This is a genomic window from Streptomyces gardneri (genome assembly GCF_006539185.1).
GTDB lineage: Bacteria > Actinomycetota > Actinomycetes > Streptomycetales > Streptomycetaceae > Streptomyces > Streptomyces gardneri.
In genome coordinates this window covers 25,882-40,985 of sequence record NZ_BJMN01000038.1, presented here as the reverse complement: position 1 = coordinate 40,985, position 15,104 = coordinate 25,882, and the positions used below count along the sequence as shown (strand labels likewise).

The following is a 15,104-nucleotide window of genomic DNA, read 5'->3' as shown; positions in this document are numbered from 1 at the left end:
GTCGCCGGAGGGCTCGATAGGCGCCCACTATGCGACGGATAGGGCGATCCCATCGAGAATGTCGTGCTCGCTGACGACGACCTCGCTCGCTCCGACGCGCTCCATGATCTCCCTCAGGACCAGCGCACCGGCGATGATCACGTCGACCCGCCCGGGGTGGATGACGGGGATCGCGGCCCGCTCGTCGTGCGTGGAGGCGAGCAGCCGGTCGGTGACCTCGGCGACGCGCTCGGCGGAGATCCGGGAGTGGTGGATCTTCTCGGAGTCGTACTCCGGCAGCCCGAGGGCGATCGCGGCGACGGTGGTGACCGAGCCGGCGAGCCCGACGAGGGTCTCCGCCGTGCCGATCGGCACGGTCTCCGCGGCCAGGTCGAGCGCGGCCCGGATGTCGGCGCGGATCGCGGCGACCTCCTCGGCGGTCGGCGGGTCGTGGCGGACGTGCCGCTCGGTCAGCCGGACACAGCCGATGTCGACGGAGCGGGCGGCCTCGACGTGCTTGTTGCCGGTGACGAACTCGGTCGAGCCGCCGCCGATGTCCACGACGAGGTACGTCTCCGTGCCGTGCAGCTCGCCGGTGGCACCGGTGAAGGAGAACGCGGCCTCCTGGTCGCCGGTGATCACCTCGGGCTCGACGCCCAGGATCTCCACGACCCCGTTCACGAACTCGTCGCGGTTCTCCGCGTCGCGCGAGGCGGAGGTGGCGACGAAGCGGAGCTTCTCGGCACCCAGCTCCTTGATGACCTCGGCGTACTCGCGGCAGGCCGCGAAGGTCCGCTCCAGCGCCTCGGGCGCGAGGCGCCCCGTCTTGTCGACGCCCTGGCCGAGCCGGACGATCGTCATCCGCCGGTCCAGCTCGACGAGGTCGCCCGTCGACCCCGCGCCGGAGGCGCTATCGGGCACAGTGACGTCGGCGACGAGGAGGCGGATCGAGTTCGTACCGCAGTCGATTCCGGCGACCCGGGTCATTCCGCGGACTCCTTCTCTTCCTTGTCCCCGCAGGCGGTCACGCACGCGCCCTTCGCCCACCACTCCGGCAGCATCGCGAGGGCCTCGTCGCCGAACGGGTTGACGCCCGGGCCCGCGACCAGCGAGTGGCCGACGAGGACGTGCAGGCACTTCACGCGGTCCGGCATGCCGCCGGCGCTCGGGAAGCCCTCCAGGACCTCGATCGCGTCACGGCGGGCGAGGTAGTCCTCGTGCGCGGCCCGGTAGGCGGCGGCCAGCTCCGGGTCGGTGGCGAGCCGGGCCTGCATCTCCTTCATGACCCCGTTGGCCTCGAGGGTGCCGATGGCGGAGGCCGCCCGGGGGCAGGTCAGGTAGTACGTCGTCGGGAACGGCGTGCCGTCGGGGAGCCGCGGCGCGGTCTCGACGACGTCCGGGTTGCCGCACGGGCAGCGGTGCGCGATGGCGCGCAGGCCGCGGGGCGGCCGGCCGAGCTGCAGCTCGAAGGCGGCGATGTCCGTCGCGGTGGGCTCGGTGCGTTCGGTCTGCGGAGGGGGCGTTTCCATGTCTTCGGTTGCCTTGCTCGTTGTCGCGGAGGAGGGGTCAGGGGCGGTCGGCGTGGTCGACGCCGTCCCAGAGGTTGTCGTACCAGGGGCGCTCGGCCGCTCCCTGGTCGTCGCGGGGCCGCTGCTCCGCGTCGGGGTCGTTCACGGTGAAGCCGGTCTCGCCGGGCAGCAGGTAGTGCAGGTGCTCGCGGGCGAGGCGGCGGACGTAGGCGGGGTCCTGGAGGCGGGCCTTCTCGTCCCGCAGCTCCTCGACCCGCTGGGCGGTCTCGGCGGCCCGGCGCTCCTGGTCCTCGATCTCGCCCTGCTGGGAGACGTAGCTCCGCATCGGGTAGGCGAGCGCCACGACGAGGGAGCAGACGACGAGGGCGAGGAAGGCCGCGCGGCCGGTGAGCCGGGAGCGGCGTGCCTGACGGCGGGTCTGGGAGCGGTAGACACGAGCGGCGGTCTGCTCGCCGAGCAGTCTGATCCGGGTCGCGGTCGAGAACCGGTCCCGGTCCTTCGCGGCCATGTCGTGTCGCCTCCCCTGTTCATACGTACGTCCCCGCACACGGTACGGGACCGAGTACGGGGACGTACGGAAGCTGCCCTACGGGGCCGGTGTCAGCCCCTGGGGTCGGGTCAGCCCTTGAAGCGCGGGAACGCGCTGCGGCCGGCGTAGACCGCGGCGTCGTCGAGGATCTCCTCGATGCGCAGGAGCTGGTTGTACTTGGCGACGCGGTCCGAGCGGGCCGGGGCGCCGGTCTTGATCTGGCCGCAGTTCACCGCGACGGCGAGGTCGGCGATGGTGACGTCCTCGGTCTCGCCGGAGCGGTGGGACATCATGCACTTGAAGCCGTTGCGCTGGGCCAGCTCGACGGCGTCCAGGGTCTCGGTCAGCGAGCCGATCTGGTTGACCTTGACCAGGAGGGCGTTCGCGGTGCCCTCCTCGATGCCGCGGGCGAGACGCTCCGGGTTGGTGACGAAGAGGTCGTCGCCGACGATCTGGACCTTGGCGCCCAGCTTGTCGGTGAGGACCTTCCAGCCCGCCCAGTCGTCCTCGAACAGCGGGTCCTCGATGGAGACCATCGGGTACGCGGAGACGAGCTCCTCGTAGTACTCGGTCATCTCGGCGGCCGAGCGGGACTTGCCCTCGAACTCGTACTTGCCGTCCTTGTAGAACTCGGACGCGGCGACGTCGAGCGCGAGCGCGACATCGGTGCCCGGGGTGTAGCCGGCCTCCTTGATGGCCTCGACGATGAGGTCGAGGGCGGCGCGGTTCGACTCCAGGTTCGGGGCGAAGCCGCCCTCGTCGCCGAGGCCGGTGGAGAGGCCCTTGCGCTTCAGCACGCCCTTGAGCGTGTGGTAGATCTCCGCACCCCAGCGAAGGGCCTCGGAGAAGGACTCCGCGCCGATCGGGGCGATCATGAACTCCTGGATGTCGACGTTGGAGTCGGCGTGCGACCCACCGTTGAGGATGTTCATCATCGGAACGGGCAGCAGGTGCGCGTTCGGGCCGCCGAGGTAGCGGAAGAGCGGGAGGTCGGAGGCCTCGGACGCGGCGTGCGCGACGGCGAGGGAGACACCGAGGATGGCGTTCGCGCCGAGCGAGCCCTTGTTCTCGGTGGCGTCCAGGTCGAACATGGCCTGGTCGATCAGGCGCTGCTCGGTGGCGTCGTAGCCGACGAGCTCCGGGCCGATCTGCTCGATGACGGCGAGGACGGCCTTCTCGACACCCTTGCCCAGGTAGCGGTTGGGGTCACCGTCGCGAAGCTCGATGGCCTCGAACGCACCGGTGGAGGCGCCGGACGGAACAGCAGCACGGCCGGTGCTGCCGTCGTCGAGGCCGACCTCGACCTCGACCGTGGGGTTGCCTCGGGAGTCCAGGATTTCCCGGGCTACGACGACGTCGATGGACGGCACGAGCATCTCCTTTTTGGGATGTGACGCTGGATGTGACGCATGGCCGGTGCAGGGTCGATCGGCCTTGCGACATGAGCCTAACCGGCTCGGGGGCTCCGGTCGGCCGCGCGCCCGCCCCCTGGGACGAAAAAGGACCCAAGGGCATGCAATAAGGGACGAAGGGCCCCAGATCTACTGGACGGTAACCGTGAAGTCGCCCCTGACGGGCGGAGCTCCGGCCCGATAAGCGGAACCATGGATACGCGAAACCCCGGATGCGCGGAACCCCGGTCCGGCGCGCACGGGGGAGAGTGCGCCGGACCGGGGTGGTCACCGCGGGAGGGTCGTCGGGGTCGGGCGAGCCGCCGGACTCACCCGAGCCGCCGGGGTCACTTCAGGTGGAGCTGCTGGCCCACGTAGATGAGGTCGGCGTTCTCGACGACGTCCTTGTTCAGCTCGAAGAGCTCGGCCCAGCCGCCCTTGACGCCGTGCGCCTCGGCGATCTTGCTGAGGGTGTCGCCGGCGACGACCTTGTACTCGCCGTCGCCCTTCTTGACGACCTTGCCGGTCGGGGTGGTGACCGTCTTCTTGGTGGCGGCCTTCGGCGCGGCGTACTGCTGCGTCGACTTCTTCGGGGCCTGACGCTGCTCGCTGCGGGTGGTCGGCTGCTCGGCCTTCCGCTCCTGGCGCGGCTGCTGCGTCTGCTGCTGCGGGGCGCTCTGCTGCTGCGGCGCGCTCTCGGCGGAGCCGCCGTCGTACGAGGCGCCGGAGAGGCCCACGCCACAGCTCGGCCAGGCACCCTTGCCCTGGCCCGCGAGGACCTTCTCGGCGATGGCGATCTGCTGGGACTTCGACGCCTGGTTGGCGGTCGAGGCGTAGGCGGTGCCGCCGTACGCGGCCCAGGTGGAGGCGGAGAACTGCAGGCCGCCGTAGTACCCGTTGCCGGTGTTGATGGACCAGTTGCCGCCGGACTCGCACTGGGCGACGCGGTCCCACTCGGAGGCCGTGGCGGCCGAGGCGGTGCCCGCGGTCATCAGCGGGGCGGCCACGGCGACACCGGTGACGCCGACGAGCGTGGCGACCTGGGTGGCCTTGGAGGGACGGCGGTGTTTGCCCTTGCCGGAAAACAGCATGGAGATTCTCCTCACCGACGCCTGTGAGGTGAGCTGTCGGGTTCGGGCCGGAAAGTTGCCCGGCCGCGTGTCCTAGCACGCGGCTTCACCCCAAGCCGGTCTTCGGCCGTCTGTCTCAACGGCCGGGACCGGCACTTACCTTGGGTCCCCCACTCCTGCCTTCGGCGCTTACGCGACGACTGTTCCCATCGGCCGACGGCAGGATTCGGCGTTTCGGTCGACGGGGCCCGCGGTGGCGAGCGGTTACGACCGTAGACACAGACCCACCGGAAGTTCAAAGAGGCGTATTGCGGAAATATCGCCCCTACTTGCCTTCCGGTGGGGGGTGTTTGTGCAGGTGGGAGGTGACGGAAGCAAAGTTCGCGGACGTGACACGCCAGTTGGGGCGAAGAGACCCATGTCTCACTTACCCAGAACCGGACATAAGCCCTCGAACTACTCCGCCGCCGCTTCCGAACCGACCGTCAGGTCGAGGCTCTGACCAGGGACGATGAGGTCCGGATCGACGCCCACCGTCCCGCGGTTGGCGTCATAGAGGGCGTTCCAGCCGCCGGGGAGTTCGTTCTCCTGTGCAATCTCGGACAGGTTGTCACCGGGCCGCACGGTGTACGCGCCCGAAGTGTCCTGACTGTCCGTTGCGCCCGAATCCTTCGCCTCGTCAGCCACGGGCTTGGCGTCGGAGTTTTCCGCCAGCTTGTCCGTCGATGAAGCGTGTCGACCCGATTCAGCCGGAGTGTCCGCCTTGCCGGTTTCCTCCGGAGCTGCCTCACCCCGGTGCTTGCCGGTGCCGGGCGCGGCCGACGAGGTGTCATCCGTCGGCGTCTCGGGCGATACGGGCGTAAGGGACGAGTCGGGCGTGACCGGCGTGGTCGGGGTGCCCGGCGTGCCCGGCGTGGTCGGGCTCACCGGCGCGGTCGGGGCGACCGAGCCGCCCGGGGTGGTCCCCGTCGTCGGCGCGGTCGGGCTGACCGGCGTGGCGGAGCCGTCGGGGGTGGCGGGCGCGGTGGGGGCTTCCGAGGCCTTACGGGGCGTCTCGGCGCCCGGGGCGACCCGCGTGGGCGCGGCGGACTTCTCCGCCGCCTTCTCGGCGGCCTTCTCGGCAGCGGCCCCCGAGGGCGCGACCGGGGTGCCCGCGGTCCGGTTCGACTCCGCCACGGGCCCCGTGGGCGCCTTCGTGGCGGTGGCCGGGCCGGGGTTGACCCCGGTGGCCTTGCCGTCGTCGGTCAGACCGGCGATGGGCGCGCAGGTGGCCCAGTCGGTGCCGCCGGCGGTGAACGCCTTGTCGGCGATCGCGATCTGCTGGGCGCGGCTGGCCAGATCGGGGCTGGGCGCGTAGGCGAGGCCGCCGTTCCGCTCCCAGCTGTCCTGGGTGAACTGGAGGCCGCCGTACATGCCGTTGCCGAAGTTGGCACTCCACTGGCCGCCGGACTCGCATTCGGCGACCCGGTCCCAGGTCGCGCCGTCGGCGGCGGAGGCGGAGCCGGTGGCGAGCAGCGGCAGCGCCAGGGCGGAGCCGGTCACACCCGCGGCGACGACGATGGCGGGGGCCTGACGGGGGCGGCGGTGTCTTCCGTTCCCGGATCGCATAGGAACGCCTTTCGCGTGACGGCTGGAAACTGCCGGGAAACGTAGCGGCATTCGAACACTCATCACAAGTCGATGGACCCCCGATCACGTGAAGATCACATTTCTGACGGTCCGTCAACTCACAACAGGCGTACGGAAGGGGTGAAATCCACCGGAAGTGTGCGCAATCCCCGCATGATGAGCCCTCCGCGCCACCGCAGTTCGGCCGGATCTGCCGCAAGTCGCAGGTCGGGCAGACGCGTCAGCAGGGTGGCCAGCGCGGCCTGACCCTCCAGGCGGGCGAGCGGCGCCCCCAGGCAGTAGTGGATGCCGTGCCCGTACCCGAGGTGCTGGCTGTCGCGCCGCGAGAGGTCCAGCGTGTCCGGCTCCGCGAAGCGCTCCGGGTCCCGGTTGGCCGCGGCCAGGACCACGAGCACCGGGTCGCCCGCCGGGATCTCCTGCCCGCCGACGGTCAGCGCCTGCGTCGCGTACCGCCAGGTGGCCATCTCCACCGGTCCGTCGTACCGCAGCAGCTCCTCGACGCCCGTCTCCAGGAGCCCGGTCTCCCCCGCCGCGATCGACGCCTGGAGCCGCTCGCGCTGCTCGGGGTGACGCAGGAGCTGATAGGTGCCATTGCCGATGAGATTCACGGTCGTCTCAAAACCGGCGAAAAGGATGATGAAGGCCATCGCCGCGGCCTCGTTCTCGGTGAGGTGCTCGCCATGGTCGGAGGCCCTGATGAGCCCCGAGATGAGGTCCTCGCCGGGCTCCTCGCGCTTGCGGTGGATCAGCTCCGCGAGGTAGCCGCGCATCTTCTTCACCGACCGGGCGACACCGCCGCGCGGCCCGCCGCCGTGCCGGATCATCATCCCGGCCCAGTCACGGAAGTCGTCCTGGTCCTCCGGCGGCACGCCGAGCAGGTCGCAGATCGCGTAGATGGGGAGCGGGAACGCGAACTCGTGGATGAGGTCGGCGCTCCCCCTCTCCACGAAATCGTCCATGAGCCGGTCGGTCAGCTCCTGCACGCGCGGCGCGAACTCCGCGACCCGGCGCGGGGTGAAGGCCTTCGACACGAGCCGGCGCAGCCGGGTGTGGTCGGGCGGGTCGATGTTGAGCAGATGCGTCATCAGCTCGGCCTTGCGCTCGCCCGGGATGCCCGTCTTCCCCTTCGCGTGCGGGGACTCGTCGTGGTGCGCCGGGTTCTTGGACAGCCGCTGGTCTGCGAGGGCCTGCCGGGCGTCCGCGTACCGGGTGACGAGCCAGGCCTCGACGCCGCTGGGCAGCTTCGTGCGGTGCACGGGCGCGTGCTCCCGCAGCCAGGCGTAGGCGGGGTAGGGGTCGCTGGCGAACTCCCAGGTGAAGAGCTCGGGGGCGGGGCTGGTACTCACTCCCCGACCGTACAGGGAGGACTTGACCCCTCAGCCGGGGCACGGGCGGGGCGCGTGCGAGGCGCCGACGGGGCTCGGGCGGGACCCGGACGGGCTCGGGCGTGGCCCATGTATGGAGAACCTGTGATCAAGTAATGCCGGACGTGCCCTAGATTCATGCCAGTGGATCCCCAGCTGATCAGAAGCACGTTCGCGATCGTCGAGAGACGGGCCGAGCATGCCGTCACCTTCTTCTACTCGCACCTCTTCTGGAACAACCCGGGAGTGCGCGAGCTCTTCCCCGAGGACATGGTCCCCCAGCGGGACCGGCTCTTCGCCGCGCTGACGCATGTGGTGACGCACCTGGAGGATCCCGCCCTCGCCGCCTATCTGGGGCACCTGGGCCGCGACCACCGCAAGTTCCTGGCCTCGCCCGCGCTGTACGCGGCCGTCGGCGAGAGCCTGATCGGCGCCTTCGCGCACGCCGCGGGATCGGCGTGGACCATCGAGGCGGAGAAGGCCTGGACCGAGGCGTACGGGCTCGTGGTCGAGCTGATGCAGGCGGGCGCCGACGAGGCCGCCGGGGCCGGGGAGCCCGCCTGGTGGGACGCGGACGTCGTCCGCCACGAGCGGTACGGCGACAGCCTGGCCGTCCTGACCCTGCGGCCCCGGCAGCCCTTCCCCTATGTTCCCGGCCAGTACGTCAGCGTCAGCTCGCTGCGCGTCCCGCGCGTCTGGCGCACCTACTCCGTCGCGAACGCGCCCCGCGACGACGGCACGCTCGACCTCCATGTGAGCCGGATCCCCGGCGGCGCGATGAGCACGGCGCTCGTCGAGGAGACCGGTCCCGGCGAGGTCCTGCGGCTGAGCGCCCCCGGGGGCGGCCTCACGGCACGGACGCCCGCGGGCGGACTCCGCACGTATATATGCGCCGGTACGGGCTGGGCCCCCGTGCGCGCCCTCCTGGAGGAGGCCGCCGAGGCGGAGCCGGACCTCGAAGGCCGACTGTTCGTCGTGGCCCGCGCGAAGGACCACCTGTACGGACGTCCCGACGCCGAGGCCCTGAAGAACCGACTCCCCGGTCTGAACGTCACCTACATCACCGCGGCCCCCGGGCGCCGGCGCGACCAGGCGACCGAGCGGCTGATCCACGCGCTCCAGGCCTGCGAGCAGTGGCCGGCCCACGAGGTCTACCTCGCCGGGCCGCCCGGCTTCCTGACGGAGACCGTCGAGGTCCTGACGGAGCTCGGTACCGACCCGGACCGCATCCGCCACGACACGCTCCCGGCCGTGGGCCGCTTCACGGTCCGCCCGAGCACCTCGGCCGAACGCCTCCTCGGCCCGCCCCAGCTCCTCTGGCACAACCCCGAGGCCCGGGCCCCGCGCGAGGACTGAGGCAGCCGGCTTCTCAGGCCCGGCGGAAGCGGGCGACGCGGGCGCGGACGCGCGGCACGACGAAGGTCCCGAGAAAGCTCCCGAGGAAGGCGAGCGCCAGCAGCCCGCAGACGACCCGCGCCCACGCGGGCGAATCGTCGCGCACCGCGATCCCGCCCATCAGCAGGACGAAGAGGGACGCGCCGAGCGGAGTGTCGGGGAACTCCGGCTTCCGGCCGCGCGGACCCTTCACGCGAGCCCCTCCGCCGCGCGGATCGCGTCGCGGTACGTCCGGGCCGCCGCGCGCAGCGCCGCCTCCGGGTCCACGCCGGCCTCCTCCGCACGGGCGGCGAGGCCGAGGAGCTCGTACCCGATGCCCTCGCCCTCCGGCAGGGCCACGTCGAGCCCCGCCGTCCGCACGCGGCCCGCCAGCTTCGTGGCGAGCGCGAGCCCCGGCTGACCGAGCGGCACACCGTCGGTCACGGACTCCCGCTGCTTCTCGACGGCCTTGGTCCGCAGCCAGTGGGCCTTGACCTCCTCCGGCGTCTCGGCGGTCGCGTCCCCGAAGACGTGCGGGTGCCGGTGGATCAGCTTCTCGACGATCGTCCCGGCGACGTCGTCCACGGAGAACGGCTCCTCCGGGTCCTCCTCGGCGATCCGGGAGTGGAACACGACCTGGAGCAGAACGTCCCCGAGCTCCTCGCGGAGCTCCTCGCGGTCACCGGCCTCGATCGCCTCGACGAGCTCGTACGCCTCCTCGATGCCGTACTTCGTGAGCCCCTTGTGCGTCTGCTGCGAGGACCAGGGGCACTCGCGCCGGATCCGGTCCATGACCTGCACCAGGTCGAGGAAGCGGGAGCCGGGCAGGTCGTACGAGCCGGGGAGCAGCTCCAGGTCGGGCATGGAGACCCGGCCGGAGCCGGCGAGCCGGGCGAGCCCGTCGGTCAGGGCGCGGTCGCCCTCGCCGGAGGGCAGCAGCACGATCGTCCGGCCCCCGGCGCAGTCCTCGACGAGCTCCTGCGCGGTGGGCAGGACGTGCTCGACGACGACCCCGGCGTCCTTCAGGTACGGCAGCTGGGGGTGGTGCTCGTCGGGACAGAGCACCCGGTCCGCGCCGTGCAGTGCCTGCCACGCGGGCCAGGACAGCAGTCCGGGCGCCACGCGGTGGCTGGCGGTCAGCAGGACGATGCGGCCGGGGCTCTCAGATGTCACCCCTCGAACCTACCGCCCCGGGCGTCGGCGCCCGGGGTCGGCCTCGGGCCTCAGGCCCCGGCCTGGGCCGCGCCCGGGTCCTGGCTGACCTGCCGCAGCCACGGTCCTCCGTCGTAGCCGCCGTCGAGCTGGACCTGCGCGTCGTCCCAGGCGCCGAAGCGCGGGTTCACGTCGATGTCGAGGGACCTCGAGGCGGCGGTGAAGACGTCCGTCAGCTTCTTCTGGCCCTCGGGGGTCTCGGTGATCCCCAGCTTGGTGGCGATCTTGTTCATGAGGACGTTGCGGCGTACGACGTCGTCGATCTGGTCGGGGGCCACGCCCTGCTCCTGGAGCAGCACGGCCGCCAGCTGGTCCTCGCCGCCGCTCTGGCGGACGAACGCCTCGCGGGTCTGCTGGAGCTCGGCGCGGGTCGCGGTGACGCCGTTGTCGGCGGCGACCTTGTTCACGACCCGGTCGAAGATCAGGCCGTTGAGCTTGCGGCGGTTGAGGTCGCCGCTGGTGCCGAGCAGCTGGGCGGCCTGCGGCGAGGCGGCCTGCGCGGCCCGCACGTCCTTGACCTGCGCCTGGAGCGTCGAGACCTCGATCCGTTCACCGCCGACGACGGCCGCAGCTCCTGGATGGGCGTCGCTCCCGCAGGCGGTGAGCAACGGCGCCGCGAGGAGCGCGGCGGAGACGGAGAGAGCAATGCGGCGATCGCGGCGGTGCACAGGAGCCTCCCGGGCGGGTCGTGCGTCAGTTGGACGACCTTGCGGTGATCGATGGTAGGGAGTCGCCGGGGCCGTAGCCACTACTTCGGAGCGACTGTTTCCCACAACGAGTCACCGGACCGCCGGGTGTCGGCCCGCAACTCCTTCTCCTCCTGCCCCGTCTCCGTCTCCTGCACCAGGTAATGGGGGCGTCGCTTCACCTCGTAGTAGATGCGGCCGACGTACTCGCCGATGAGGCCGACCATCACCATCTGGACGCCGGCGAGCGCGGTGACGGCGACGAGGAGCGTGACGTAGCCGGGCGTGTCGACGCCGCTGACCAGGGCGTCGACGACGATCCAGGCGGCGTGGACGGAGGCGAGGGAGACGAGGAGCAGGCCGAGGTAGACGGCGGCCCGCAGAGGCTTGTTGTTGAAGGACAGGAGGCCGTCGAGCCCGTAGTTGAGGAGCTTGCCGAAGGTCCACTTGGAGCGGCCCTCCTCGCGCACGGCGTTCTCGTAGGAGAAGGTCGTGGTGCGGAAGCCGACCCAGGCGAAGAGGCCCTTGGAGAAGCGGTTGTACTCGCCGAGGCCGAGGAGCGCGTCGACGGTGCGGCGGGACAGCAGCCGGAAGTCGCCGACGCCGTCGACGAGCTCGACGTCCACGAGCCGGTTGATCGCCCGGTAGTAGAGGCGGGCGGTCAGGGTGCGGGTGACCCGGTCGCCCTCGCGGGTGCGGCGGGCGACGACCTGGTCGTACCCCTCGGCGTGCAGGGCGACCATGCGGTGCACGAGCTCGGGCGGGTGCTGGAGGTCGGCGTCCATGATGACGACGGCGTCCCCGACGGCGTGCCGGAGCCCGGCGAGCATCGCGGCCTCCTTGCCGAAGTTGCGGCTGAAGGAGACGTAGCGGACGCGGCCGGGGTCGGCGGCGGCCAGCTCCTGGAGGAGCGGGAGGGTCCGGTCCCGGCTCCCGTCGTCCACGTAGACCAGCTCGAACTCCCCGTCGAGACGGGAGAATTCCTCGGTCACGCGGGCATGGAAGCGGGTGAGGACGTCGTCCTCGTTGAAGCACGGGACCACGATCGAGAGCAGCACGCGGACCACGACAACGGAGCCCGGTGACCCGGCCGGTCCGGGTGGATGGCGGGCAGGCGACGATTGAGTGAACTGGCCTGCCGGGCCCGGTTCTTCCCGGGGACTCGCTGGCATATTCGACCCGTCATGCCGAACGCCCCGCGCTCCCTGTCGCTCTCCGCCCTCCTCGCCGCGGCCGCCGTCTGCGCCGGTGACGCCGTGGCCCGCGTCTTCCCCTTCGGGCCGCGGCACCGGGCCGTCAACGACCTCGCGAACCAGTTCGTGCCGTTCCACGCGCACCTCTGGGACCTGCTGCGGGGCCGCGCGGACGGCGGGCTGCTGCTCGACTGGCGGGCGGGCTGGGGCACGAGCTTCCTCCCCGACTACGGCACCTATCTGTCGAGCCCCTTCGCCCCGCTCGTGGCGCTCCTCCCGCGCGCGGACATCGAGTACGCGGTGTACGGGATCACCGTCCTGAAGACGGCGGTCGCGGCGGCGGCGATGACGTTCCTGCTGCGCCGGATCGGGCCGGGGGGCGTGTGGTGGTGGGCGGCGGTGCTGGGCGCCGCGTACGCGTTGTGCGGCTGGTCGCTCGCGGAGGGCACGTACAACCCGATGTGGCTGGACGGCCTGATCGCCTTCCCGCTGCTCTGCCTGGTCGGCGAGTGGGTACGGGAGGGCCGCAGGCCGCTCCTGGGGCCGCTGGTGGTGGCGGTGTGCTGGCTCGCGAACTTCTACACGGCGTACATGGCGACGCTCGGCGCGGCCCTCGTGCTCCTGGTCCGCCTGGCGACGACGGGAACTTCGGCACGGGCTCCGGTACGGACGCTGCTGCGCGCCGCGCTGACGACAGCGCTCGGCATCGGTCTCGCCGCCCCCGTCCTCGTCCCCGTCTTCCTCGGCTCCCGCCACGCGTACCCCGGTGTGGTCAGGGAGTTCGACCCGGCGGCCGGTACGGACGTCCTCGCCCGGCTGCTCCCGGCGACGTACAGCTTCGCCACCCCCGCGGCCTTCGTCTGCACGGCGGTGCCGCTGCTCGCGGCCACGCTCCTCTTCCGCCGGGACGTCCCGGGCCGTGAGCGGTGGCTGTGGACGGGTCTGTGCGGGGCGGTCGCGCTCTCGATGCAGTGGGGGCCGACCCATCTCGTCTGGCATGTCTTCGCCACCCCGAACGGCAGCCCGTACCGGCAGACGTTCGTCCTCTCCGGCGTCCTCGTGCTCGCCGCCTGGACGGCCGTCTCCCACGGCCTCCCGGACCGGCGGTCGCTGTCGGCGGGGGTGGCGGTCGTCCTCGCCCTCGCGGCCGGGGCCCTGCCGAGCCGCCTCCTCACCCCCACCTCACTGCTCCTCGCGGGCGCGGGCCTCGCGGCGGTGGCGGGCGCGCTCCTCCTCCCCCGCCGGGGCCGGTACGGGATCCTGGCCGCGCTCCTGGTCACGGGCACGCTGCTCGGGCAGGCGGCGGCGACGACGGCCCACGCGGACCGGGAGCGGGCGGCCCGGCTCGACGACTACCCGCCGCTGGGGGCGGAGCAGGAGCGGCGGGCGGCGGCCCTGACGGCGGCCGACGGCTGGCCCGCGTACCGCACGGACCCGGGTCTGCCCCGCTTCGCGGGCAACGACCCGCTGCTCCTGGGCGGTCAGGGCGCCGCGTACTACAGCAGCCACACCCCGGCGGTCCTCACGGAGACGCTGACCGCGCTCGGCGGCGGCTGGACCTCACGGGGCCGGAACCTGCTGAGCCTGGACAACCCGGTGACGGACGCGGTGTTCGGGGTGGGGGCGCGCTGGCGGGACGGCTCCGTGGAGCGCACGGAGACGTACCTCCCGCTCGTGACCGTGCGCCCGCCGGGCCCGCCCCCGGTCTACGGCCCGTCGCCCTTCCGCAACCAGGAACTCCTGCTGGGCGCCCGGGTGTACGAGGCTCCGCGCGCGGGCGCCTGCCCCGTCGGCACCGAGGTCTTCCTGTGGGCCCCCGACGCCACGGGCCCGGCCCGTCTGGGCGGGCGCACGGCGGACCTCCTGGGCGGCCGGCCGAAACGCAGCGCGGCCATGACGTCGCTGGGGGTCCAGCGGACGGCGGGCACGAGGGTGGAGGTGCCGGGCGGCGGGCGGGGCGAGGTCGGCTGCCTGGACCACGCGCGGCTGCGGGAGGCGGTGGCGTCGCTGCGCGCCGAGGCGGCCACGGCGGTCCGCCCCACGCCGGACGGCATCAGGGCGACCGTCCCGGCGGGCGCGGGCACGGTGGTCATGGCGGCCCCGCACATCGCGGGCTGGTCCTGCGCGGACTCCGCCACGACCTCGTACGGCGGCCTCCTCGCCCTCCCGGTGCCGGCCTCCGGCACCGTCGACTGCGCCTTCCGCCCACCGGGGCTGCGGGCCGGCCTGGCGGTGGGAGCAGGCGCCCTGGTGGCGCTGATGCTGTCCCGCCTGCCCTCCGCCATCAGGCGTTTCCGGGAACGGCCTTAAGGTCGTCGCATGCATCTGGACGAGGGACGAAAGGCCGCCGAGGCCGGGGAGTGGGTGGCGGCCGGGCACGCGTTCGTGCGGGCCGCCATGGAGGGCAGCGCGGAGGGCGCCGAGCTGGCGACGCAGGTGACCGTCGGCCTCGTACCGCTCGCCGACGCGGGGTCGGCGGAGGCCGCAGCGCTGCTGGCCGGGATCTACCTGGAGTACTTCGACGAGTCGGCGCTGCCCGACGCCGTGCGGTACGCCCGCGCGGCGGCCGGGGCCGGACACCCGGCCGGGCAGCGCACCTACGGGTACATGCTGCTCGAAGGGATCGGCGTCCCGGAGGACCACGAGCGCGCCGAGGGGCTGTTCCGGTCGGCGGCCGAGGCGGGGGACGCGTACGCCTGCCTCAACCTCGCCCAGCTCGTCGACGACCCCGACGAGTCCCGGCGCCTCCTGGAGAGGGCCACCCGCGAGGGGATCGACATCGCCGGCGCCCTGCTCGCCGACCGGCTGTCGGAGCTGGACCGCGACGAGGAGGCGCTGACCTGGTACCTCTGGGCGGCCGAGCGCGGCCACACGGGCGCGATGCACGCCGCCGCCTGCTGGTACCGCGACGGCTTCGGCACCGATCCCGACCCGGTGCAGGCGGTGCGCTGGTTCCTCGCCATGCTCGCGCACGACGAGGGCGACGGCGTCCACGAGGCGATCGAAATGGCGAAGTCCGGGGCCCTGGACGCGGACCAGGTCCGCGAGGCGGGCCGCCTGGCGGGGGCCCCCGAGGCGGCGAAGTCCCTCATCGCGACGGTGTGGGGCGAGAAGTAGGCGCCCGACGCCAGGTCACTCAGGTCACTCA

The 15,104-nt window shown here is 72.4% G+C and carries 14 protein-coding genes and 1 riboswitch; of the genes, 3 read left to right on the top strand and 11 right to left on the bottom strand.

Annotated elements, in window-relative coordinates:
* Window positions 1-27: 27 nt before the first annotated feature.
* The 7 genes from SGA01_RS27600 to SGA01_RS27570 all read right to left on the bottom strand — a co-directional run bounded on the left by SGA01_RS27600 (window position 28) and on the right by SGA01_RS27570 (window position 7,473).
* Window positions 28-966, bottom strand: coding sequence for a Ppx/GppA phosphatase family protein (locus SGA01_RS27600; RefSeq protein ID WP_141299456.1), 939 nt, complete (start codon window positions 964-966; stop codon window positions 28-30).
* A complete protein-coding gene (locus SGA01_RS27595) occupies window positions 963-1,508 on the bottom strand; it encodes a DUF501 domain-containing protein (RefSeq protein ID WP_141299454.1) in 546 nt (181 codons plus the stop codon). Before SGA01_RS27595 ends, SGA01_RS27600 begins: the two co-directional genes overlap by 4 nt.
* 37 nt (window positions 1,509-1,545) lie before the next feature.
* A complete protein-coding gene (locus tag SGA01_RS27590; protein ID WP_141299452.1) occupies window positions 1,546-2,016 on the bottom strand; it encodes an FtsB family cell division protein in 471 nt (156 codons plus the stop codon).
* A 110-nt stretch (window positions 2,017-2,126) separates the two neighbouring features.
* The gene (gene eno, locus SGA01_RS27585; protein ID WP_055643086.1) at window positions 2,127-3,413 is read right to left on the bottom strand and encodes a phosphopyruvate hydratase; all 1,287 of its coding nucleotides are present in this window, start codon (window positions 3,411-3,413) and stop codon (window positions 2,127-2,129) included.
* Window positions 3,414-3,775: 362 nt separating this feature from the next.
* The gene (locus tag SGA01_RS27580) at window positions 3,776-4,519 is read right to left on the bottom strand and encodes a LysM peptidoglycan-binding domain-containing protein (RefSeq protein WP_141299450.1); all 744 of its coding nucleotides are present in this window, start codon (window positions 4,517-4,519) and stop codon (window positions 3,776-3,778) included.
* 3 nt (window positions 4,520-4,522) lie between these two features.
* A riboswitch (cyclic di-AMP (ydaO/yuaA leader) is annotated at window positions 4,523-4,696 on the bottom strand.
* A 258-nt stretch (window positions 4,697-4,954) separates the two neighbouring features.
* The gene (locus SGA01_RS27575; RefSeq protein WP_141299448.1) at window positions 4,955-6,106 is read right to left on the bottom strand and encodes a LysM peptidoglycan-binding domain-containing protein; all 1,152 of its coding nucleotides are present in this window, start codon (window positions 6,104-6,106) and stop codon (window positions 4,955-4,957) included.
* Window positions 6,107-6,225: 119 nt separating this feature from the next.
* Window positions 6,226-7,473, bottom strand: coding sequence for a cytochrome P450 family protein (locus tag SGA01_RS27570; protein WP_141299445.1), 1,248 nt, complete (start codon window positions 7,471-7,473; stop codon window positions 6,226-6,228).
* 156 nt (window positions 7,474-7,629) lie between these two features.
* Between SGA01_RS27570 and SGA01_RS27565 the strand changes: the two genes are divergently transcribed.
* Window positions 7,630-8,847 (top strand): globin domain-containing protein, encoded by a 1,218-nt coding sequence (locus tag SGA01_RS27565; protein WP_229918508.1) that lies wholly within the window; start codon window positions 7,630-7,632, stop codon window positions 8,845-8,847.
* A gap of 13 nt (window positions 8,848-8,860) precedes the next feature.
* Here SGA01_RS27565 and SGA01_RS27560 read toward each other — a convergent pair whose 3' ends face one another.
* From SGA01_RS27560 to SGA01_RS27545, 4 genes are all read right to left on the bottom strand, one after another.
* Window positions 8,861-9,079: a hypothetical protein gene (locus tag SGA01_RS27560; RefSeq protein WP_141299441.1), complete on the bottom strand. Its 219-nt coding sequence runs from the start codon at window positions 9,077-9,079 to the stop codon at window positions 8,861-8,863.
* Entirely contained in the window at window positions 9,076-10,038 is a 963-nt protein-coding gene (locus tag SGA01_RS27555; RefSeq protein ID WP_141299439.1) for a nucleoside triphosphate pyrophosphohydrolase, read from the bottom strand. The genes SGA01_RS27560 and SGA01_RS27555 overlap by 4 nt, the downstream gene beginning before the upstream one ends.
* Before the next feature lie 50 nt (window positions 10,039-10,088).
* The gene (locus SGA01_RS27550) at window positions 10,089-10,745 is read right to left on the bottom strand and encodes a SurA N-terminal domain-containing protein (RefSeq protein WP_141299437.1); all 657 of its coding nucleotides are present in this window, start codon (window positions 10,743-10,745) and stop codon (window positions 10,089-10,091) included.
* A gap of 80 nt (window positions 10,746-10,825) precedes the next feature.
* Window positions 10,826-11,821: a glycosyltransferase family 2 protein gene (locus SGA01_RS27545; RefSeq protein WP_141299435.1), complete on the bottom strand. Its 996-nt coding sequence runs from the start codon at window positions 11,819-11,821 to the stop codon at window positions 10,826-10,828.
* Between the two features lie 126 nt (window positions 11,822-11,947).
* Between SGA01_RS27545 and SGA01_RS27540 the strand changes: the two genes are divergently transcribed.
* On the top strand, window positions 11,948-14,266 hold the full coding sequence (locus SGA01_RS27540) for a YfhO family protein (protein ID WP_141299433.1): 2,319 nt from the start codon (window positions 11,948-11,950) through the stop codon (window positions 14,264-14,266).
* Between the two features lie 9 nt (window positions 14,267-14,275).
* Window positions 14,276-15,073, top strand: a complete 798-nt coding sequence (locus SGA01_RS27535; RefSeq protein WP_141299431.1) for a tetratricopeptide repeat protein — start codon at window positions 14,276-14,278, stop codon at window positions 15,071-15,073.
* The last annotated feature ends 31 nt before the right edge of the window (window positions 15,074-15,104 follow it).